The sequence below is a fragment of the Agromyces sp. NPDC127015 genome (genome assembly GCF_042725165.1).
Lineage (GTDB): Bacteria > Actinomycetota > Actinomycetes > Actinomycetales > Microbacteriaceae > Agromyces > Agromyces chromiiresistens.
Map to the genome: position 1 here is coordinate 1,107,053 of NZ_JBHXDI010000001.1, position 19,349 is coordinate 1,126,401.

The 19,349-nt window shown below is 70.4% G+C and carries 18 protein-coding genes; 3 read left to right on the top strand and 15 right to left on the bottom strand.

What is annotated here, in order from left to right:
- Nucleotides 1-3 precede the first annotated feature (3 nt).
- From alaS to ACFWGP_RS05170, 4 genes are all read right to left on the bottom strand, one after another.
- Complete coding sequence (gene alaS / locus ACFWGP_RS05155) at nt 4-2,661, bottom strand: alanine--tRNA ligase (protein WP_275506909.1); 2,658 nt, start codon at nt 2,659-2,661, stop codon at nt 4-6.
- 59 nt (nt 2,662-2,720) lie between these two features.
- Entirely contained in the window at nt 2,721-2,921 is a 201-nt protein-coding gene (locus tag ACFWGP_RS05160; RefSeq protein ID WP_231430880.1) for a hypothetical protein, read from the bottom strand.
- Nucleotides 2,922-3,063: 142 nt separating this feature from the next.
- Nucleotides 3,064-3,687 (bottom strand): 30S ribosomal protein S4, encoded by a 624-nt coding sequence (gene rpsD, locus ACFWGP_RS05165; RefSeq protein ID WP_231430879.1) that lies wholly within the window; start codon nt 3,685-3,687, stop codon nt 3,064-3,066.
- Nucleotides 3,688-3,920: 233 nt separating this feature from the next.
- Nucleotides 3,921-5,309 carry a replication-associated recombination protein A gene (locus tag ACFWGP_RS05170; protein WP_376930255.1) on the bottom strand — a complete coding sequence of 463 codons (1,389 nt, stop codon included), beginning with the start codon at nt 5,307-5,309 and terminating at the stop codon, nt 3,921-3,923.
- Between ACFWGP_RS05170 and ACFWGP_RS05175 the strand changes: the two genes are divergently transcribed.
- From ACFWGP_RS05175 to ACFWGP_RS05185, 3 genes are all read left to right on the top strand, one after another.
- Nucleotides 5,308-6,225 carry a peptidylprolyl isomerase gene (locus ACFWGP_RS05175; protein ID WP_308191644.1) on the top strand — a complete coding sequence of 306 codons (918 nt, stop codon included), beginning with the start codon at nt 5,308-5,310 and terminating at the stop codon, nt 6,223-6,225. The two genes, ACFWGP_RS05170 and ACFWGP_RS05175, sit on opposite strands and share 2 nt — an antisense overlap.
- A gap of 241 nt (nt 6,226-6,466) precedes the next feature.
- Nucleotides 6,467-7,699, top strand: a complete 1,233-nt coding sequence (locus tag ACFWGP_RS05180; protein WP_231430877.1) for a DUF349 domain-containing protein — start codon at nt 6,467-6,469, stop codon at nt 7,697-7,699.
- A gap of 97 nt (nt 7,700-7,796) precedes the next feature.
- Nucleotides 7,797-8,414 (top strand): hypothetical protein, encoded by a 618-nt coding sequence (locus tag ACFWGP_RS05185; protein WP_275506908.1) that lies wholly within the window; start codon nt 7,797-7,799, stop codon nt 8,412-8,414.
- A gap of 40 nt (nt 8,415-8,454) precedes the next feature.
- On the opposite strand, the gene ACFWGP_RS05190 is transcribed toward ACFWGP_RS05185, so the two are convergent.
- The 11 genes from ACFWGP_RS05190 to pdxT all read right to left on the bottom strand — a co-directional run bounded on the left by ACFWGP_RS05190 (nt 8,455) and on the right by pdxT (nt 19,327).
- On the bottom strand, nt 8,455-10,707 hold the full coding sequence (locus ACFWGP_RS05190) for a bifunctional (p)ppGpp synthetase/guanosine-3',5'-bis(diphosphate) 3'-pyrophosphohydrolase (protein ID WP_275506907.1): 2,253 nt from the start codon (nt 10,705-10,707) through the stop codon (nt 8,455-8,457).
- A 76-nt stretch (nt 10,708-10,783) separates the two neighbouring features.
- A complete protein-coding gene (gene secF / locus ACFWGP_RS05195; RefSeq protein ID WP_231430875.1) occupies nt 10,784-11,803 on the bottom strand; it encodes a protein translocase subunit SecF in 1,020 nt (339 codons plus the stop codon).
- A complete protein-coding gene (secD, locus tag ACFWGP_RS05200) occupies nt 11,803-13,425 on the bottom strand; it encodes a protein translocase subunit SecD (protein WP_231432322.1) in 1,623 nt (540 codons plus the stop codon). Before secD ends, secF begins: the two co-directional genes overlap by 1 nt.
- Before the next feature lie 192 nt (nt 13,426-13,617).
- Nucleotides 13,618-14,028, bottom strand: coding sequence for a preprotein translocase subunit YajC (yajC, locus tag ACFWGP_RS05205; protein ID WP_231430874.1), 411 nt, complete (start codon nt 14,026-14,028; stop codon nt 13,618-13,620).
- Between the two features lie 72 nt (nt 14,029-14,100).
- On the bottom strand, nt 14,101-15,168 hold the full coding sequence (gene ruvB, locus ACFWGP_RS05210) for a Holliday junction branch migration DNA helicase RuvB (RefSeq protein ID WP_231430873.1): 1,068 nt from the start codon (nt 15,166-15,168) through the stop codon (nt 14,101-14,103).
- Nucleotides 15,165-15,788, bottom strand: coding sequence for a Holliday junction branch migration protein RuvA (gene ruvA, locus ACFWGP_RS05215; RefSeq protein ID WP_231430872.1), 624 nt, complete (start codon nt 15,786-15,788; stop codon nt 15,165-15,167). Before ruvA ends, ruvB begins: the two co-directional genes overlap by 4 nt.
- Complete coding sequence (gene ruvC, locus ACFWGP_RS05220) at nt 15,785-16,414, bottom strand: crossover junction endodeoxyribonuclease RuvC (RefSeq protein WP_231430871.1); 630 nt, start codon at nt 16,412-16,414, stop codon at nt 15,785-15,787. The genes ruvA and ruvC overlap by 4 nt, the downstream gene beginning before the upstream one ends.
- 10 nt (nt 16,415-16,424) lie before the next feature.
- Nucleotides 16,425-17,180 (bottom strand): YebC/PmpR family DNA-binding transcriptional regulator, encoded by a 756-nt coding sequence (locus ACFWGP_RS05225; RefSeq protein WP_231430870.1) that lies wholly within the window; start codon nt 17,178-17,180, stop codon nt 16,425-16,427.
- A 111-nt stretch (nt 17,181-17,291) separates the two neighbouring features.
- Nucleotides 17,292-17,828, bottom strand: coding sequence for a DUF1697 domain-containing protein (locus tag ACFWGP_RS05230; RefSeq protein WP_231430869.1), 537 nt, complete (start codon nt 17,826-17,828; stop codon nt 17,292-17,294).
- 70 nt (nt 17,829-17,898) lie between these two features.
- On the bottom strand, nt 17,899-18,612 hold the full coding sequence (locus ACFWGP_RS05235) for a hemerythrin domain-containing protein (RefSeq protein WP_231430868.1): 714 nt from the start codon (nt 18,610-18,612) through the stop codon (nt 17,899-17,901).
- Between the two features lie 73 nt (nt 18,613-18,685).
- Complete coding sequence (gene pdxT / locus ACFWGP_RS05240) at nt 18,686-19,327, bottom strand: pyridoxal 5'-phosphate synthase glutaminase subunit PdxT (protein ID WP_376930432.1); 642 nt, start codon at nt 19,325-19,327, stop codon at nt 18,686-18,688.
- Between the last annotated feature and the right edge of the window lie 22 nt (nt 19,328-19,349).

Sequence of the window (19,349 nt, forward strand, 5' to 3'; positions counted from 1 at the left end):
CGTCTACCCGCCGAGCCCGCGGCGCACGGCCTCGAGGGCCGCGGGGATCGCCGAGAGGTCGCTGCCGCCGCCCTGCGCGAGATCGGGCTTGCCGCCGCCACCGCCGCCGAGCGCGGCCGCGGCCGCCTTCGCGAGGGCGCCCGCGTTCGCACCGTGCTCGCGCGCACCCGGCGTCGTCGCGACGATCGTGAGCGGCTTGCCGCCGACCTCGCCCGCGAGGGCGACGACCGCGTCGACGTCGCCGAGCTGTGCGCGCACCGAGAGCGCGAGCGAGCGCAGCTCGTCGCCCGAGCCCAGTTCTCCGGCCGGCTCGGCCACGAGCAGCACGTCGCCGACACGCGTGGCCTTCGCGGCCAGCGCCGGGACGCGGTCGTTCAGCGCCTTCGCCTCGAACGCCTGAATGCGCTTCTCCGCGGCCTTGAGGCTGGTCACCAGTTCGCCGACGCGGTCGACGAGCTGCTCGGGTCGCGTCTTCAGCGTCGAGGTGAGCTCCGTGACGAGTGCGCGCTCGGCAGCGAATCGCCGGAACGCCTCGAGACCGACGAGGGACTCCACACGGCGATTCGACGCACCCACCGACGACTCGCCGACGATGTTGATCATGCCGATCTCGGAGCTCGTCGACACGTGGGTGCCCGCGCAGAGCTCGCGCGACCAGGGACCGCCGATGTCGACGACGCGCACGACGTCGCCGTACTTCTCGCCGAAGAGCGCCATCGCGCCGAGCGCCTTCGCCTCGTCGAGCGGGAGCTCGCGCGTGACGACCTGCAGGTTGTCGCGAATCGCCGAGTTCGAGATCTCCTCGATCTCGCTGCGCGTCTCAGCCGAGAGCGCCGAGTTCCAGCCGTAGTCGAGGCGCAGGTAGCCGGCCTTGTTGAACGAGCCCGACTGGTGCGCGTTCGGACCGAGCACCTGACGCAGCGCGGCGTGCACGATGTGCGTCCCCGAGTGCGCCTGGGTCGCCCCTCGCCGGTAGTCCTCATCGACGAGGCTCGTCGCCCGCTCCCCGACGCCGACCTCGCCCGAGACGACCTTGACCGTGTGGCTGATGAGGCCCTTGACGGGCTTCTGCACGTCGAGCACCTCGAGCTCGTAGCCGTCGCCGACGATGCGCCCCTGGTCGGGCGCCTGTCCGCCGGACTCCGCGTAGAGCGCCGTCTCGGCGAGGATGACCTCGGCCGTCTGTCCGGCGACGGCGCGCTGCGCCGGCCGGCCGTCGACGAGCAGGCCGAGCACGCTCGACTCGGTCGCCAGTTCGGTGTAGCCCGTGAAGACCGTCTCGCCCTTGGCCCGGAAGTCGGCGTACACCGAGAGATCGGCGAGCACCTTCTTCTTCGACTTCGCGTCGGCCTTCGCACGGGTGCGCTGCGCCGTCATGAGTTCGTCGAACGCGGCACGGTCGACCGCGAGGCCGGCCTCGTCGGCCATCTCGAGCGTGAGCTCGATCGGGAAGCCGTACGTGTCGTGAAGGAGGAACGCCGTGTCGCCGGCGAGCTGCGCGCGCCCGGCGTCCTTCGTCTTCTCGACGGCGAGGTCCAGGATCGACGTTCCGGCCGACAGTGTGCGGAGGAACGTCTCCTCCTCGCCGAGGGCGAGCTGCTCGATGTGCGCGTAGTCGCGCGCGACCTCGGGGTAGGCCGACTTCATCGCGTCGCGCGATGCCGCGAACAGCTCGCGGAACGTCGGGCCCTCGACGCCGAGCAGCCGCATGGCCCGGATGCTGCGGCGGAGGAGCCGTCGCAGGATGTAGCCGCGCCCCTCGTTCGACGGGCTCACCCCGTCGCTCATGAGCATCAGCGCAGAGCGGATGTGATCGGCGATGACGCGCATCCGCACGTCGTCCTCGTGGTCGGCGCCGTACCGGCGCCCGGAGAGCTCGGCGGCCTTGTCGAGCACCGGACGCACCTGGTCGATCTCGTACATGTTGTCGACGCCCTGCTTGATGAAGGCGACGCGCTCGAGCCCCATGCCGGTGTCGATGTTCTTCTTCGGCAGTTCCTTGACGATGCGGAAGTCGGTCTTCGACACCACGTCGTCGATGAGGTACTGCATGAACACGAGGTTCCAGATCTCGACGTAGCGGTCGTCGTCGGTCGCGGGACCGCCGTCGATGCCGTACTCGGGGCCGCGGTCGAAGAAGATCTCGGAGCAGGGTCCCGCGGGGCCGGGCTGCCCGGTGTGCCAGTAGTTCGTGTCCTTGCCGAGGCGCTGGATGCGCTCGTCGGGCAGGCCCGCGACGCGCTTCCAGATCTCGATCGCCTCGTCGTCGTCTTCGTAGACGGTCACCCAGAGGTCGTTCGGGTCGAAGCCGTAGCCGCCGCCGTCCTCGGGCGTGGTGAGCAGTTCCCACGCCATCGAGATGGCGCCTTCCTTGAAGTAGTCGCCGAACGAGAAGTTGCCGTTCATCTGGAAGAACGTGCCGTGACGCGGCGTCTTGCCGACCTCTTCGATGTCGTTCGTCCTGATGCACTTCTGCACGCTCGTGGCACGCGGGTACGGAGCGGGCACCAGCCCGGTCAGGTACGGCACGAACGGCACCATGCCGGCGACCGTGAAGAGCAGCGTCGGGTCGTCGGAGACGAGCGAGGCCGAGGGCACGACGGTGTGGCCGCGCTCGGCGAAGAAGTCCAGCCAGCGCTGGCGGATGTCGGCAGTCTGCATGGTTCCGTTCTGGGGTCGAGCCCGGGGTCGCCCGGGCCGGAAGGAGATGGGGTGGTGGCTCAGCGCTCGGCGGCGGGGCCCGCCTCGGCGCGCAGCTCGGCGTCGCGGGCGTGGTAGCCCTCGGCGATCGCGTGGCCGAACGCTCGGGCCTTCGCGTCGATCGACTCGAAGAAGTCGCGGCCCTGCTTGGTCTGATTGACCTGGTGCGCGACCACGAATCCGGCCGCGACGCCGACGGTGAACCACAGAATGCTCTTCACGGGTGCTCCCTGTTCGATCTCTCGCCGACGCCATGGCGCTCGGCACGCCTCGGATCAGTCTAGTGGCGCGGGCCGGGCCGCCCGCCGAATGCGGAACAGGGGCCGCGGGAAACCCCGCGACCCCTGTTCGGTGCAGCCTGCGTCAGCGAGCCGCGTAGTACTCGACGACGAGCTGGACGTCACAGGTCACGGGGACCTCGGCGCGCTTCGGGCGACGGACGAGCTTGGCCTGGAGCTTGTCGAGCTCGACCTCGAGGTAGCCCGGAACCTTGGGGAGCACGTCGGCGTGACCGCCGGCGGCGGCGACCTGGAACGGCTCGGTGCCCTCGCTGCGGGTCTTCACGTGCACGAGCTGGCCCGGCTTCACGCGGAACGACGGGCGGTCGACGAGCTGGCCGTCGACGAGGATGTGGCGGTGCACCACGAACTGGCGGGCCTGCGAGATGGTGCGGGCGAAGCCGGCGCGCAGCACGAGCGCGTCGAGGCGCATCTCGAGCAGCTCGACCAGGTTCTCACCCGTCTGGCCGGCGGTGCGCTTGGCCTCGACGTAGGCGATCTTCAGCTGCTTCTCGCGGATGCCGTACTGGGCGCGCAGGCGCTGCTTCTCGCGCAGACGGACCGCGAAGTCGCTGTCGGCCTTGCGCTTGGTGCGGCCGTGCTCACCGGGAGCGTAGGGGCGCTTCTCCATGTAGCGGGCGGCCTTCGGGGTGAGGGCCACGCCGAGCGCACGGGAGAGGCGGGTCTTGCTGCGGGAACGGTTCGACACGAATGTCCTTTCGGAAGAATCTCAAGTGAAACCCGCGGCGCGTTCGTGCGCCGCAGATCTGTGTCAGAGGGATTCGCCAGGGGTGGATCGGCTACAGATCGCACCCACTCGCCGGTGACCCTCTCGCAGCCGCGCTCGAGGATCTGGCTTCAGGCCAGCGACCATCGTATCACGCCGGGGGCGCGCCGACCTCGAGGGCGCTGCCGTCTCGCGACGCCCGCCGGCGCCCCGACTCAGCGCTCGCCGCGCACGATGCGCCGGATCTTCGCGAGGCGTGCGGAGACCTCGCGCTCGTTGCCGTGCTCGGTCGGCTCGTAGTAGACCGCGCCGCGCAGGGTGTCGGGCAGGTACTCCTGCGCGACGACGCCGATCGCGTTGTCGTGCGGATACCGGTAGCCCTTGCCGTGCCCGAGCCGCTTCGCCCCCGGGTAGTGCGCATCGCGCAGGTGTTTCGGCACGCGCCCGGCCTTGCCCGCGCGCACGTCGGCGATGGCCTGGTCGATGCCGAGGTACGCGGCGTTCGACTTCGGCGCCGTTGCGAGGTGCACCACGGCCTGCGCGAGCGGGATGCGCCCTTCGGGCATGCCGATGTACTGCACCGCGTCGGCGGCGGCGACCGCGACGCCGAGCGCCTGCGGGTCGGCGAGGCCGATGTCTTCCGAGGCGAGCACGATGATGCGGCGCGCGATGAACCGCGGGTCTTCGCCCGCCTCGATCATGCGCGCGAGATAGTGCAGTGCAGCGTCGACGTCGCTGCCGCGCACCGACTTGATGAAGGCGCTGATCACGTCGTAGTGCTCGTCGCCGTTTCGGTCGTAGCGCAGGAGCGCCCGGTCGACGGCGCGCGCCACCACATCGGCGGTGATGACCGGCGAGGATGCCTCGGCCTCGCGCTCCCCCGACTCGGAGTCGCCGTCGGACGTCTCCGCCGCCACGGCCGGCTCGGCCGCGGCGGAGATCGCCGAGGCCTCGAGCGCGGTGAGCGCGCGACGGGCGTCACCCGAGGCGAGCCGCACGATCGCCGCTCGCGCCTCGGGGTCGAGCACGACCTTGCCCGCGAGCCCTCGCGGATCGGCGACGGCACGGTCGACGAGCACACCGAGATCGTCGTCGCTCAGGAGTTCGAGCGTCAGCAGCAGGGACCGCGACAGCAGGGGCGAGATCACCGAGAACGACGGGTTCTCGGTCGTCGCGGCGACGAGGATCACCCACCCGTTCTCGACGCCCGGCAGCAATGCGTCTTGCTGCGCCTTCGTGAAGCGGTGGATCTCGTCGAGGAAGAGGACGGTGGAGATGCCGTAGAGGTCGCGGCTGGCCTGGGCCTCCTCCATCACCTGGCGCACGTCGCGCACGCCGGCGGTGACGGCGGAGAGTTCGACGAACTTGCGCCCCGACGATCGGGCGATCGCCTGGGCGAGCGTCGTCTTGCCCGTACCGGGCGGCCCCCAGAGGATGACCGACACCGACCCGCTCTCGCCGGTGCGATCGCCGGCCAGCGCCACGAGCGGCGAACCGGGGGTCAGCAGATGCCGCTGCCCGGCGACCTCGTCGAGGCTGGTCGGGCGCATGCGCACTGCGAGCGGGGTCGCGCCCGAGCGCAGTCCCGGGCCGGAATCCACCATGCGATCAAGCGTAGCCGCGGCATCCGACACCGCCTTCTGCGCCGCCGTGCAGCGCGGCGATTGGTGCACGCCCGAGGGCTTTTGTAGAGTCGGCTCGCAGCAGCACTCCCACGAGGGGGTCGGCCGAGAAGGAGCAGGCGTGGCATCGAACGACCGTCAGGCACGCGAGGAACGCGCACGCCTCCGCACCTACCAGGCCAGGCAAGAGGTGCACGCCGGCAAGCAGCGGCGTCGCACGCGCGACAACGTCATCGCGAGCATCACGCTCGTCGTCGTGCTGGCCCTCGCCGTCGGTGCGCAGCTCTTCTTCTTCAACGGCGGCCCGGGGAGCCCGGAGCCCGAGGCCTCGGCCACGCCGACGCCGTCGGCCGCCGCCGGCGAGAACCAGGGCGACGTGCCCTCGGCCGACCTCGCCGAGGACCGGACCTGGACCGGGACGCTGACGCTCAACGAGATCCCGCTCGGGGTCGAGCTCGACGGCGCCGCGGCACCGCAGGCGGTGTCGAGCGAGATCAGCCTCATCCAGTCGGGCTTCTACGACGGCGTCAGCTGCCACCGGCTCACGAAGGACTCGATCTGGGTCCTGCAGTGCGGCGACCCGAACGGCGACGGCAGCGGTGGCCCGGGCTACAGCTACGGCCCCATCGAGAACGCGCCGGCCGACGGGGTCTACCCCGCCGGCACGATCGCGATGGCGCGCCAGCCCGGCAACACGTACAGCCAGGGCAGCCAGTTCTTCATCGTCTACGAGGACACGACGCTCCCGACCGACGACGGCGGGTACACGGTGATCGGTCGGGTGACGAGCGGGCTCGACGAGCTGCGGGCGGGCATCACCGATGCCGGACCGGCCGATGGAGCGTCCGACGGCGCCCCGACCGTCCCCACGACGATCACCTCCGTCACGATCGAGTGAGCGCGGCGCCGTCTTCGACCGGTGCAATAGGCTTGACAGCACATCGCCGCCGATGGCGGCATCCGACCTACGACGCGGCGGCACAGCCCGTGACCGCCGCTCAGTAGGCTTGACCGCAGCATCGCCGCCGATGGCGGCATCCGACCTACGACGCGGCGGCACAGCCCGTGTCCGCCGCTCAGTAGGCTTGACCGCAGCATCGCCGCCGATGGCGGCATCCGACCTACGACAGGGTGAGGCCGTGACCGAATCAGATCAGCAACCGTGGGGCCGCGTCGACGAGACGGGCACCGTCTTCGTCCGCACGAGCGACGGCGAACGCGAGGTCGGCCAGTACCCCGATGCCACGGCTGAGGAGGCGCTCGCGTACTTCGAGCGCAAGTACGCCGACCTCGCCGGTCAGGTCACGCTGCTCGAGCAGCGCGTGCGTCGCGGCGCGCCCGCGGCCGACGTGGCGAAGGCCGTGGCGGCGCTCACCGACTCCGTCGCCGATGCCCACGCGGTCGGCGACCTCGACGCGCTCTCCCGTCGGCTCGAGGCCCTCTCGGGCACGACGAAGGAGCTCACCGAACAGCAGCAGGCCGAGGCGAAGGCGGCGCTGGGCGAGGCGATCACCGAGCGCACGCGCATCGTCGAGCAGGCCGAGCGGCTCGCTGCTCAAGACCCGGCGAAGACCCAGTGGAAGCAGACCTCCGCAGAGCTCGACGCCCTCTTCGCGAGCTGGCAGCGCCACCAGCAGGAGGGCCCCCGGCTTCCCAAGGGCGAGGCGAACGACCTGTGGAAGCGGTTCCGCGCCGCACGCTCGACCATCGAGCAGCATCGCAAGGCCTTCTTCGCCGAGCTCGACGCGAGCCACCGCGATGTGCGCGCTCGCAAGCAGCGACTCATCGAGCGCGCCGAGGCGCTCGCACCGCGCGGCGCCGACGCGGTCGGCGACTACCGCAGTCTCCTCGACGAGTGGAAGCTGGCCGGACGCGCCGGCAAGAAGCTCGACGACCAGCTCTGGGCACGCTTCAAGGCCGCGGGCGACGTGCTCTTCGACGCCAAGGCCGAGATCGACGCGAAGGAGGACGAGGCGTACCGCGCGAACCTCGACGAGAAGCTCGTGCTCCTGACCGAGGCCGAGGTCCTGCTCGGCGAGAAGGACCCGAAGCCCGCGCGCGCCGCGCTCAACCGCATCCAGCGCCAGTGGGACGAGATCGGCCGCGTCCCCCGCGATCAGGTCCGCCCGATCGAGGATCGCCTCCGCAAAGTCGAGAACCATGTCCGCTCGCTGGAGGACGAGCGCTGGCAGCGCGAGGACCCCGAGAAGAAGGCGCGTTCCGAGGGCATGCTCGGTCAGCTCCAGGAGGCGATCGAGAAGCTCGAGTCCGAGCTCTCCGCCGCAGAGGCGGCCGGCGACGACAAGGCCGCCGCAGAGGCACGCGAGGCGCTCGAGGCTCGCCGTGCCTGGCTGAAGGCCGTCGGCGGCTGAGGTTCGACTCCTCCGCGACATCCACGTGTGATCGGCCGTTCTCCACAGGGCGGCCGATCGCCCGTTTCCGGCACCGCGGATACCGCAGCATGGGGTGATGGCGCGACTTCCCGCAGTGCTCGGCACCGATGACCTGCCGCTCGCCGAGCTGTGCGCGGCCCGCATCGACGGCGAGCTCTTCCATATCGACGACGCCTGGGCGCCGATCGACGAACCCGACCTGCCGAGCCTGCGCGCGGCGGTCGTCGCCCGCCGCGCGCCCCGCGCACTCATCATCGAGCGGTTGTCAGCGGCCTGGGTGCACGGCGCGCTCGACGCTCCGCCGGAGGTCGCGCAGTTCTGCGTGCCGCACGAGGCCCGCGTCGCCGTCGTCTCCGCCCGTGCCGCGGTGGTCCGCGAGGTGTCGATCGGCGACGACGAGATCGTGCGCCACGACGGCATCGCGTGCACCGACGACGTGCGCACGGCGTTCGACCTGCTGCGCGATCCGACGATCGGCGACGAGCCGGTCGAGCAGGTGCTGGCGCGCATGATCGCCGCTCGCGACGGCTTCGCCGGACGGGTGCGCGATCGTCTCGCCGACGCACACCGGCTGCCGCACCGTGCCCGAGCGCTCGAGCGCCTCGGCCGCGCCGAGACGGCGGTACGCGTCGAGGGGAGGCTGCGTGCGGAGTTCGCGCGCGAACCGTCCTCGGCGCGGTTCGGCCGTCGCTGACGGTTCGGCCGTCGCTGACGCTTCAGCCGTCGCTGACGCTTCAGCCGTCGCTGACGCGGTAGACGTCGTAGACGGCGTCGATGCGGCGGACGGCGTTCAGCACCCGGTCGAGGTGCGTCGTGTCGCCCATCTCGAAGACGAAGCGGCTGAGCGCGAGACGGTCGGTCGACGTCGAGACGTTCGCCGAGAGGATGTTGACGTGGTGCTCCGAGAGGACGCGCGTCACGTCGGAGAGCAGGCCCGATCGATCGAGCGCCTCGATCTGGATCTGCACGAGGAAGACGCTCTTCGAGCTCGGCGCCCACTCGACGTCGATCATCCGCTCCGGCTCGCGCATGAGCGACTGCACGTTGTGGCAGTTCGCCTGGTGCACCGAGACGCCGGCACCTCGGGTGATGAAGCCGACGATCTGGTCGCCCGGCACGGGCGTGCAGCAACGAGCCAGCTTGACGAGGATGTCGGGCGCTCCGCGCACGAGCACCCCGGAGTCGGAATGTCGCGGAAGCGGCCGCGAACGGGCCGGCAGCGGAAGGTCGGGCTCGTCGACGTCGTCGATGTCGCGCACGAGCGAGACGACCTTCTCGAGCACCGACTGCGTCGAGACGTGCCCCTCGCCGACGGCCGCATAGAGCGAGGAGACGTCGTCGTAGTGCAGCTGCGCGGCGACCTCGGCGAACGACTCCTGGCTCATGAGCTTCTGGAGCGGCAGGTTCTGCTTGCGCATCGCGCGGGCGATCGCGTCGCGGCCCTGCTCGATCGCCTCGTCGCGGCGCTCCTTCGTGAACCACTGCCGGATCTTGTTGCGGGCGCGCGGACTCTTGACGAACCCGAGCCAGTCTTTGCTCGGGCCGGAGTCGGGGTTCTTCGAGGTGAACACCTCGACGACGTCGCCGCTCGACAGCTCGCTCTCGAGCGGGACCAGTCGCCCGTTGACCTTGGCGCCCATCGTGCGGTGGCCGACCTCGGTGTGCACCGCGTACGCGAAGTCGACCGGCGTGGCCCCTGAGGGAAGGCCGATCACACGCCCCTTCGGCGTGAACACGTACACCTCTTTCGCACCGATCTCGAACCGGAGCGAATCGAGGAACTCCCCCGGGTCGGCCGTCTCGGCCTGCCAGTCGGAGATGTGGGCGAGCCAGGCCATGTCGGTCTCGTTCGCGAGCGCCGGACCGCCGGCCGACTTGCCGGTCGTCTGCTCCTTGTACTTCCAGTGCGCGGCGACGCCGTACTCAGCGCGCTGGTGCATGTCGTGCGTGCGGATCTGGATCTCGACCGCGCGGCCCTTCGGCCCGATCACCGTCGTGTGCAGCGACTGGTAGAGGTTGAACTTCGGAGTCGCGATGTAGTCCTTGAACCTGCCGGGCAGCGGGGTCCAGCGGGCGTGGATGGCACCGAGCACGGCGTAGCAGTCGCGCACCGAGTTGACGAGCACGCGGATGCCGACGAGGTCGTAGATCTCGTCGAAGTCGCGGCCCCGCACGATCATCTTCTGGTAGATCGAGTAGTACTGCTTCGGACGCCCGACGACCTTGCCGCGGATCTTCGCAGCCTTGAGGTCGTCATTGACGAGGTCGATGACGTTCTGCACGAACTCCTCGCGCTGCGGGGTGCGCTGCTTCACGAGGCTCTCGATCTCGGCGTAGAGCTTCGGGTAGAGCACCGCGAACGAGAGGTCCTCGAGCTCCCACTTGATCGCCTGGATGCCGAGGCGATGCGCGAGGGGCGCGTAGATCTCGAGCGTCTCGGTCGCCTTGCGCGCCGCCTTCTCGGCCGGCACGAAGCCCCACGTGCGTGCGTTGTGGAGTCGGTCGGCGAGCTTGATGATCAGCACGCGGATGTCCTTCGACATCGCGACGATCATCTTGCGCACCGTCTCGGCCTGGGTGGAGTCGCCGTACTTGACCTTGTCGAGCTTCGTCACGCCGTCGACGAGCATCGCGATCTCATCGCCGAAGTCGGCACGCACCTCGTCGAGCGTGTATGCCGTGTCTTCGACGGTGTCGTGCAGCAGCGCCGCCGCCACCGTCTTGGAGCCGATGCCGAGGTCGGCGAGGATCTGCGCGACGGCGATCGGGTGCGTGATGTACGGCTCGCCGCTCTTGCGCTTCTGCCCCTCGTGCGCCCGATCGGCGACCGTGTACGCGCGTTCGATGAGCGCGACGTCGGCCTTCGGGTGGTGCATGCGCACCGTGCGGATGAGCGTGTCGACCGCACCCGACGGCTGCGCCTTGGAGAAGATCCGCGGCACGAGACGGCGCAGCGACGCCGTCGAATTGACCCCGGTCTCCGTCACCCGCGCACCTCCAGAACTCAATTATCACCGCTCCGGAGGGTGCGGCGTGCACGAGGGCGCACGCCGGGGGCGAACGTCATGCGCTGGGCAGCGCCTCGACCGTGCTCGCCGACGACCCCGCGCGCTCCCGCTCCTTGAGGACCTTCTGGTCGTGGCGCTTGATCTCGGGCTCGCCTTCGCGGAGCAACGAGTACAGTGGCGCCGCGAGGAAGACGGTCGACCAGGTGCCGACGAGGATGCCGATGAGCAGTGCGAGCGAGATGTCGCGCAGGGTGTCGGCACCGAGCACGCCCGCACCGATGAACAGGATCGACGCGACCGGGAGGGCGGCCACGACGCTCGTGTTGATCGAGCGAACGAGGGTCTGGTTGACCGCGAGGTTCACCGACTCGGCGAAGGTGCGCCGCGACTCCTGCCCGTCTTCGGCGGTGTTCTCGCGGATCTTGTCGAACACGACGACCGTGTCGTACAGCGAGTAGCTGAGGATCGTGAGGATACCGATCATCGCCGCCGGGCTGATCTCGAAACCGACCGCGGCGTACACGCCCGTCGTGATCACGAGGTCGGCCATGAGCGCGAGGATCGCGGCGAGCGACATCTTCCACGTGCGGAAGTACAACGCCATGACGAGCGCGGCCAGCAGCACGAACGCGATGAGGCCGACGACGGCCTGGCGCGTGACGTCCGCGCCCCAGCTCGGGCCGACGAACGAGGTCGTGACCTCGGACTCGGGCACGTCGTACGCCTCGGCCAGCGCCGAGGCGACCTCGTGCGAGTCGTCCTGCGAGAGCTGGTCGGTCTGCACGCGAACGCCGACGTCGCCGACGATGGTCACCTTGGTGGTCGTGTCGGGGACGACCGACTCCACCGCATCGATCGCCGGCTGCGCCGTCGCGTTGTCGACGCCGGAGATCTGGAACTGCGACCCGCCGCGGAACTCGATGCTGAAGTTCACGCCGGTCAGGAGCGGGATGACGACCGAGAGCAGGACGATCACGCCGGCGATCGTGAACCACTTCTTGCGGCCGCCGACGAAGTTGAACGAACGCTTGCCGGTGTAGAGGTCGTTACCGAAGGTCGTGAGACGGTTCGCCATCAGGAGTCCTTCCCCTCGTTCTCGGTACTGCCGGCCCCGACGGCGGCCGCCTTGCGCTCGGCGATCGTCTGCCGGCGCTGCGCCTCCTTGGCGCTCGATGCGGCCTTCTTGGCGGGCAGGGCCGTCGGCTTGCGGAACTCGGCACGACCGCGGTACACGGCGCCGAGGGCGTTCGGGTCGAGACCCGACCACGGGTTGCCGCTCGAGAAGAACTTCGTCTGCGCGAGCAGCTGCAGCATCGGGTGCGTGAACAGGATGACGATGACGACGTCGATGATCGTCGTGAGGCCGAGGGTGTAGGCGAAGCCCTTCACGCTGCCGACCGCGAGGATGAACAGCACGATCGCGGCGAGCAGGTTGACGCCCTTCGAGGCGAGGATCGTGCGGAAGGCGCGCTTCCACCCGGCCTCGACCGCCCCGACGAGCGGACGGCCGTCGCGCAACTCGTCTCTCACGCGTTCGAAGTACACGATGAACGAGTCGGCGGTGAAGCCGATCGCGACGATCAGACCCGCGATGCCGGCGAGCGACAGTCGGTAGCCCTCGCGCCACGACAGGATCGTGATCATCAGGTAGGTGATGAGCGCCGCGATCATGAGCGACGCGATCGTCACCGAGCCGAGCGCGCGGTACTGGAACAGGGTGTAGATCACGACGAGGATGAGACCGATGAGACCGGCGACGAGCCCCGACTGGAGCTGGGAGGAACCGAGCGTCGCCGAGATCGTGTCGGACGACTGCACCGTGAAGCTGATCGGCAGGGCACCGAACTTCAGCTGATCGGCGAGGGCCTTCGACGACTCCTGCGTGAAGCTGCCGGTGATCTGCGGGCGACCGTCGGTGATCGCGCCGTTCATCGCGGGCGCCGTGAGGACGGCGCCGTCGAGCACGAACGCGAACTGGTCGCGCGGCGTCTGCCCCGACAGGGCGAAGAGCCGCGTGCTGACCTTGGCGAACTCGTCGGTGCCCTTCTCGTCGAAGGTGATGTTCACGGCCCACTGGCCGGTGGAGGCACCGGTCTGCGTGGTGACCATGCCGTTCGTCGCGTCGACGATGTTCTCGCCGCTCGCCTCGACGGGGCCGAGCAGGTACTTCGCCGTGCGGGTCACGTCGCACGTGACGAGCGGCTCGTCGGCCGGCGCGACGCTCGCGTCGGTCTCGTCCATCTGCGAGCAGTCGAACGAATCGAACTCCTCCTGCAGCGCGGGCGTGATCCACGCGGGGTCGCTGCCGTCGGTCGGCACGGCCGTCGGCGTCGATTCGAGCTCCTCCGCAGGGGCCTCGGTCGGCGACGGGCTCGCGCTCGGGTCGATCGTCTGGTTCGTCGCCGCATCGGCGAGCAGCACCGCGCGCAGTTCGAGCTTCGCGGACTGCTCGATGCGAGCACGGGTCTGGTCGTCGAGCTCACCGGGGATCCGAACGACGATGTTCTGGCCCTCGGTGTTGATCTCGGCCTCGGCGACACCGGACGCGTCGACGCGCTGGCGGATGATCGACACCGCCTGGTCGAGCTGCTCCTGCGACGCCGTGTCACCCGTCTCGAGCTTCGGCGCGAGGATGATCTGCGTGCCGCCCTCGAGGTCGAGGGCGAGCTTCGGCGTCCACGAGCCGCCGCCCCACATCACGCCGGCCGCGTTGATGCCGAACAGGAGGGCGATGATGACCCCGAGCCAGATGAGGGATCGCCATGCCTTGCGGACGGGCGTCGGCCGGGATGACCGCTTCGATGGTGCAGCCACGTGTTCTGCTTTCTCTGCAGGAGCCCGCGCGACATCGCGCGGGCCGAGCCTCGTTGGGTGAGTCTGAGCCGCCGACTACTTGGTGTCGGGCGTCTCGTCGGTGTTCGACTGGTCGGTGCCCGACGTGTCGCTCGGCGTCTCGTCGGCCGGCGCCTCCGACACGCGCTCGCCGAACTCCGGCTCGCCGTCATCGGTCGTCGCGGACTCGTCAGCGACCGCGGTCGGCTCCACGACGCGCGCGATCGTCTGGCGGTGCACGGTCAGGATCGTGCCGGGCGAGGTCTCGAGCAGCACCTGGTTCTCGTCTTCGTCGATCGAGAGGATGGTGCCGAAGACGCCGAAGTTCGTCATCACCTGCGCACCGGGCTGGACCTTCGACTGCATCTCCTTCGCGTCGGCCTGGCGCTTCCGCGAGTTGCGGAACATGAAGAAGATCAGCACCGCCAGGACGGCGAGCATGATGATGGTGATCGGATCGAACGTCATGAGGGTGAAATACCTTCCGGGGTGCGCTTCGCGCACGAAGTCGAGTGGCGTTGAGGGTGACGCCTCAAAGGATTATAGGTCATCGATCGGAAGGACCGCTGCCGCACTCTCGACGCCCTCGGAGAGCCCGAAGTGCCGCCAGGCCGCAGGGGTCGCCACCCGCCCCCGCGGCGTGCGTGTGATGAGGCCGATGCGCACCAGGAACGGCTCGACGACCGCCTCGATCGTCTCGGCCTCCTCGCCGACGGACACCGCGAGCGTGTTGAGGCCGACCGGGCCGCCGCCGAAGCGGGTGAGGATCGTCTCCATCACCGCGCGGTCGAGCCGGTCGAGGCCGAGGGCGTCGACGTCGTAGAGCTCGAGCGCAGCGCGCACGGCTTGGATGTCTGCCCGGCCGGTGCCGTCGAACGAGCCCGACGACGTGTGCACGAGCGCGTAGTCGCGCACCCGGCGCAGCAGGCGGTTCGCGATGCGCGGCGTGCCGCGGCATCGGCCGGCGATCTCCGCGAGAGCCGCGCGATCGATGTCGAGCCCGAGCAGCTCGGCGGCGCGGCCGAGCACCTGCTCGAGCTCCGACTCGTCGTAGAACTCGAGATGCGCCGTGAAGCCGAACCGGTCTCGGAGCGGGTTCGGCAGCAGCCCCGCGCGCGTCGTCGCCCCGACGAGCGTGAACGGAGCGAGGTCGAGCGGCACCGACGTGGCACCGGCGCCCTTGCCGACCATGATGTCGATGCGGAAGTCCTCCATCGCGAGGTACAGCATCTCTTCGGCCGACCGCGCCATGCGGTGGATCTCGTCGATGAACAGCACCTCGCCCGGCACGAGCGAGCTCAGGATCGCGGCGAGGTCGCCCGCGTGCTGGATCGCCGGACCGCTCGACATGCGCAGGGGGCGGCCGCCCTCGTGGGCGACGATCATCGCGAGCGTCGTCTTGCCGAGCCCGGGCGGCCCCGCGAGCAGGATGTGGTCGGGAGTACGCTGCTGGAGCGTCGCCGCGGTGAGCAGCAGCTGCAACTGGCCGCGAACGCGGGTCTGCCCCACGAACTCGGCGAGGCTCCGGGGTCGCAGCGCACCCTCGAACGCGAGTTCCGCCTCCGACGCGAGCCCGGGGTCGGTGAGGTCTTCACCGGGGCGGCTCATCGACCGCCCCTCCCCGACTGCTGGGCCGGACCGAGCCGGGCGAGCGTCAGTCGCAGGAGGGTCGGCACCGACGTGGACTCGACCTCGCCCGCCGTGGCGAGCGTCTCGTCGAGTGCCTCTGCGGCCACCCGCTCGGACCACCCGAGCCCGGTGAGCGCTGCGAGGACGCTTTCGGCGACGCCGCCCGATGCGACCGGCGCCGTCGTCGGGCGAGCGGCCGGCGCCGCGAGCTTGCCCGCGAGCGAGACCGTGATGAGCTTCGCCGTCTTCGGCCCGATGCCGCTGACCTTGCGGAACACCGCATCGTCTTCACGGTGCACGGCCTCGGCGACCTGCTCGGGCGAGAGCGAAGACAGCACGCCGAGCGCCGACTTCGGGCCGACCCCGGTCACGCCGATGAGCAGCTCGAACACGTCGAGCTCGTCGCGGGTGCCGAACCCGAAGAGGGTCAGCGAGTCTTCCCGCACGATCAGCGAGGTGTGCACCGCGAGCTCGTGCCCCTCGCGGCTCGCGAGTACGAGCGCCGGGGTGGTGTTGACCTGGAAGCCGACGCCGCCCACGTCGATGACGACGGAACTGCCGGCGGCGGCGAGCACGCGCCCACGGAGAGAGGAGATCACTCCTTCACCCTACGGGCCGCCCCCGACACGGCGGCGGAGCGCTCCGCGGCGAGCCACGCGCGTTGCGCCGGGGTCAGCGCCGAGGCATCCGCCGTCGCCGCGCCGCCCCGCGCGCGACCGAGCGCCTCCTCGCGGATGGCCGCCCCCGCGACGCCGCCGGTGCGCCAGGCGTGGCAGATCGCGAGCGCGAGCGCATCCGCGGCGTCGGCGGGCTTCGGCACCGCCTCGAGCCCCAGGATGCGCGCCACCATCGCCCCGACCTGCTTCTTGTCGGCGCGGCCGTAGCCGGTGATCGCGGCCTTCACCTCGGACGGCGTGTGCAGCGCGACGGGCAGTTCCCGGCGCGCAGCGATGAGCATCGCGACGCCCGAGATCTGCGCCGTGCCCATGATCGTCGACACGTCGGACCGGGCGAACACCCGCTCGAGCGCGACCGCCTGCGGCCGGTGCTCGTCGAAGATCGCCTCGAGCCCGTCGGCGATGCGCGCGAGGCGACGCTCGATCGGCGCGTCGGTCGGCGACCGCAGCACGACGACGTCGACCAGCCGCGCCGTGCGGTCGCCCTGGACGTCGACCACGCCGACGCCGCAGCGGGTGAGCCCGGGGTCGATGCCGAGCACCCGCATGGCGATCGACCTACTCCGCCTCGAGCTCGGCCTGCACCTCGGGCGTCAGGTCGAAGTTGCTGTAGACGTTCTGCACGTCGTCACTGTCTTCGAGCGCGTCGATCAGGCGGAACACCTTGCGCGCCGTGTCGGCGTCGATCTCGACCTTGAGGTTCGGCACGAACTCGATGTCGGCCGACTCGTAGTCGAGGCCGGCCTCCTGCAGCGCCTTGCGCACCTCGACCATGTCGGACGGGTCGGTGATGACCTCGAAGCCCTGCGCGTGCGGCTCGATCTCCTCAGCACCCGCCTCGAGCGCCGCCATCATGACGTCGTCCTCGGTGGTGCCCTCGCCCGAGACGACGATGACGCCCTTGCGGGTGAAGTTGTAGGCGACCGAACCGGGGTCGGCGAGCGTGCCGCCGTTGCGGTTGAGCCCCGTGCGCACCTCGGCGGCGGCACGGTTCTTGTTGTCGGTCAGCACCTCGACCATGAGGGCGACGCCCGACGGGCCGTAGGCCTCGTATGTGATGCTGAGGTACTCGACGGCTTCGCCGCCGATGCCCGCGCCGCGCTTGATCGCGCGATCGATGTTGTCGTTCGGCACCGAGGTCTTCTTGGCCTTCTGCACCGCGTCGTACAGGGTCGGGTTGCCGTTCAGGTCGGCGCCGCCGAGCTTGGCCGCGACCTCGATGTTCTTGATGAGCTTCGCGAACGACTTCGCGCGACGCGCGTCGATGACGGCCTTCTTGTGCTTGGTCGTCGCCCACTTGGAATGCCCGGACATGCTGCTCCTGTATCGACTTCTCGGCGGGGGCGCCCGCCGACGGTTCATTCTAGTCGAGCGCGCGGGTCGCGCTCGGGCGCACGGTCCGGATGTCTCGCCCGCGCTCCGTGCTCACGCGGCGAGCTTGCGCAGCGTTCGCAGGTTGCGCGTCGTGATGCTCGGTTTGAACCGCGCCTTCGCCGTGACCTTCGAGAACGCGCTGTCGACCCCGCGTGCGCGACGGTTGTGCCAGTAGAGCACCCCGTCGCCCGGGGCGACGACGTCGTCGGCCGCATCGACCCCGACGGCCGCCGCGAAGAGTTCGTCGAGCGCGGCCTGCGACGACGAGAAGACCACGTACGGGTGCCAGCCTTCGCGCTCGTCGTCGAACGGGAACGATGCGATGACCCGCTCGAGCTCGTCGCGCGAGACGAGCACGATCCACGCCTCGTACCCGAACCGGTCGGAGAGCGCCCGCTCGATGGTCGACTTCAGCGCCGAGGCATCCGCCTCGCCCGCCGCGCCCGTCGAGAACGCGACGTTGCCGCTCGCGAGCACGGTGCGCACGGCATCGAAGCCGAGCCCCCTGAAGAGCTCGGCGAGCTCGGCCGACCGCACGGTGATGCCGCCCACGTTGACCCCGCGCAGCAGGGCGATCCATTCGCTCACGTGGGCGAGCGTAGCGCGCGCCGCCGACGGGCGGAGCGCGCGCCGCCGCGCCCGGCGACCGGGCACGGGCTCACACGAGCGCGGGCATCCCCTCCGGGAACAGCTCACGCTGCCACGCCGTGTACTTGCGGCGCATGAGCAGCACCCAGAGCAGGCGGATCGGCGCGGGCAGGTTCGAGCGCACCCATTCGTCACGCTCCGCCGTCGGCACGGCGTCGATCATGAGGCCGAGCTGGACGGGCATCGCGTCCTTCGGCAGCGCCCTGCGTCCGTGCTCGCCGATCTCCTCCCACTCGGCCTGGCTGAGCACCCGCGCGGCGACCGGCACCATGTCCGCCTCCTCTCGGCCGAGGTGCACGCCGAGGGTCGAGCCGACGTCGTCGAGCGCCGCGGCGAGCCGCTCGGCCGTCGCCGGATCGGCCGTCGTGCGCCACTCGGCGACGATCGGGTCGACGAGTGCGAGCAGCTCGGCGACCTGCGCATGCTGCGCCTTCATCACGTCGACGTGCATCGAGCACCCCGGCTCGCGCCGCTCGAGGCGATCCCAGAGCAGCTCGTCCTCGCCCTCGTGATGGACGTGCAGGCCCTGGTCGATCCGGTCGACCGCCTGCGCGACGGTCTCGGCGCGACGGACGTCGCCCGCCGGGACCTCGCGCACGGCCCTCGGCAATTCGCGATACCCCCAGCGGAAGATGCGGTGGATGAGGAAGATGTCGCTCGTGTCGCACCCGGTCTCGTCGACGATGCGGTCGTCGGCCCCGGTGCTCGGCAGTCGTCTGGTCATGCGGGCGACGCTATCGACGCATCCCGCCGCCGGAATCGGTGCCGGCACTGAGAACCGCTCCCCCGTTCGGGGCTCAGACGCGCGTTCGCACCTTCGACAGGAAGTACTCGTGGAAGCGGTGCTCGCCGTTGATCTCAGGGTGGAAGCTCGTGCCGAGGAGGCTCCCCTGCTCGACCGCGACGACCCGGCCGTCGTCGAGCGTCGCGAGCGCGGTCGCCGCGGGACCGACCGACTCGACCACCGGCCCGCGGATGAACACGGCGTGCACCGGCGCGTCGCCGAGTTCGGGGATCGCGAGGTCGGTCTCGAACGACTGGTTCTGCGAGCCGAAGGCGTTGCGCCGCACCACGACGTCGAGGCCGCCGAGGGACTGCTGCCCCTCGATCGCGTCGAGCACGGTGTCGGCGAGCATGATGAGGCCGGCGCACGTGCCGTAGACCGGCAGTCCGGCGGCGATCGCGGCCTTGAGCGGAGCGGCGAGGCCGAACGTGCGCGACAGCTTGTCCATCACACTGGACTCGCCGCCGGGGATCACGAGGCCGTCGACCTCGGCCAGCTCTTCGGGACGTCGCACGAGCGTGACGCGCGCACCGAGCGCGGCGAGCACGTGCGCGTGCTCGCGGAAGTCGCCCTGCAGGGCGAGCACGCCGACGCGGGGTCCGGCCGTTTCCGGCCCCCCCGCGACGGGGCCGGCGCGCCGGGGGCGCGGGGCCACCCGCCCCCCGCGCGGCGGGGCG

Coding starts and splice junctions, on each gene's coding strand:
- secD (WP_231432322.1), bottom strand. CDS start 13,425: ATGTGGGGCGGCGGCTCGTGGACGCCGAAGCTCGCCCTCGACCTCGAG.
- ruvB (WP_231430873.1), bottom strand. CDS start 15,168: ATGAGCCGCCCCGGTGAAGACCTCACCGACCCCGGGCTCGCGTCGGAG.
- ACFWGP_RS05175 (WP_308191644.1), top strand. CDS start 5,308: ATGCGATCAAGCGTAGCCGCGGCATCCGACACCGCCTTCTGCGCCGCC.
- ACFWGP_RS05170 (WP_376930255.1), bottom strand. CDS start 5,309: ATGGTGGATTCCGGCCCGGGACTGCGCTCGGGCGCGACCCCGCTCGCA.
- ruvC (WP_231430871.1), bottom strand. CDS start 16,414: ATGCGGGTGCTCGGCATCGACCCCGGGCTCACCCGCTGCGGCGTCGGC.
- ACFWGP_RS05185 (WP_275506908.1), top strand. CDS start 7,797: ATGGCGCGACTTCCCGCAGTGCTCGGCACCGATGACCTGCCGCTCGCC.
- secF (WP_231430875.1), bottom strand. CDS start 11,803: ATGGCGAACCGTCTCACGACCTTCGGTAACGACCTCTACACCGGCAAG.
- yajC (WP_231430874.1), bottom strand. CDS start 14,028: ATGACGTTCGATCCGATCACCATCATCATGCTCGCCGTCCTGGCGGTG.
- alaS (WP_275506909.1), bottom strand. CDS start 2,661: ATGCAGACTGCCGACATCCGCCAGCGCTGGCTGGACTTCTTCGCCGAG.
- ACFWGP_RS05235 (WP_231430868.1), bottom strand. CDS start 18,612: ATGACCAGACGACTGCCGAGCACCGGGGCCGACGACCGCATCGTCGAC.
- ACFWGP_RS05225 (WP_231430870.1), bottom strand. CDS start 17,180: ATGTCCGGGCATTCCAAGTGGGCGACGACCAAGCACAAGAAGGCCGTC.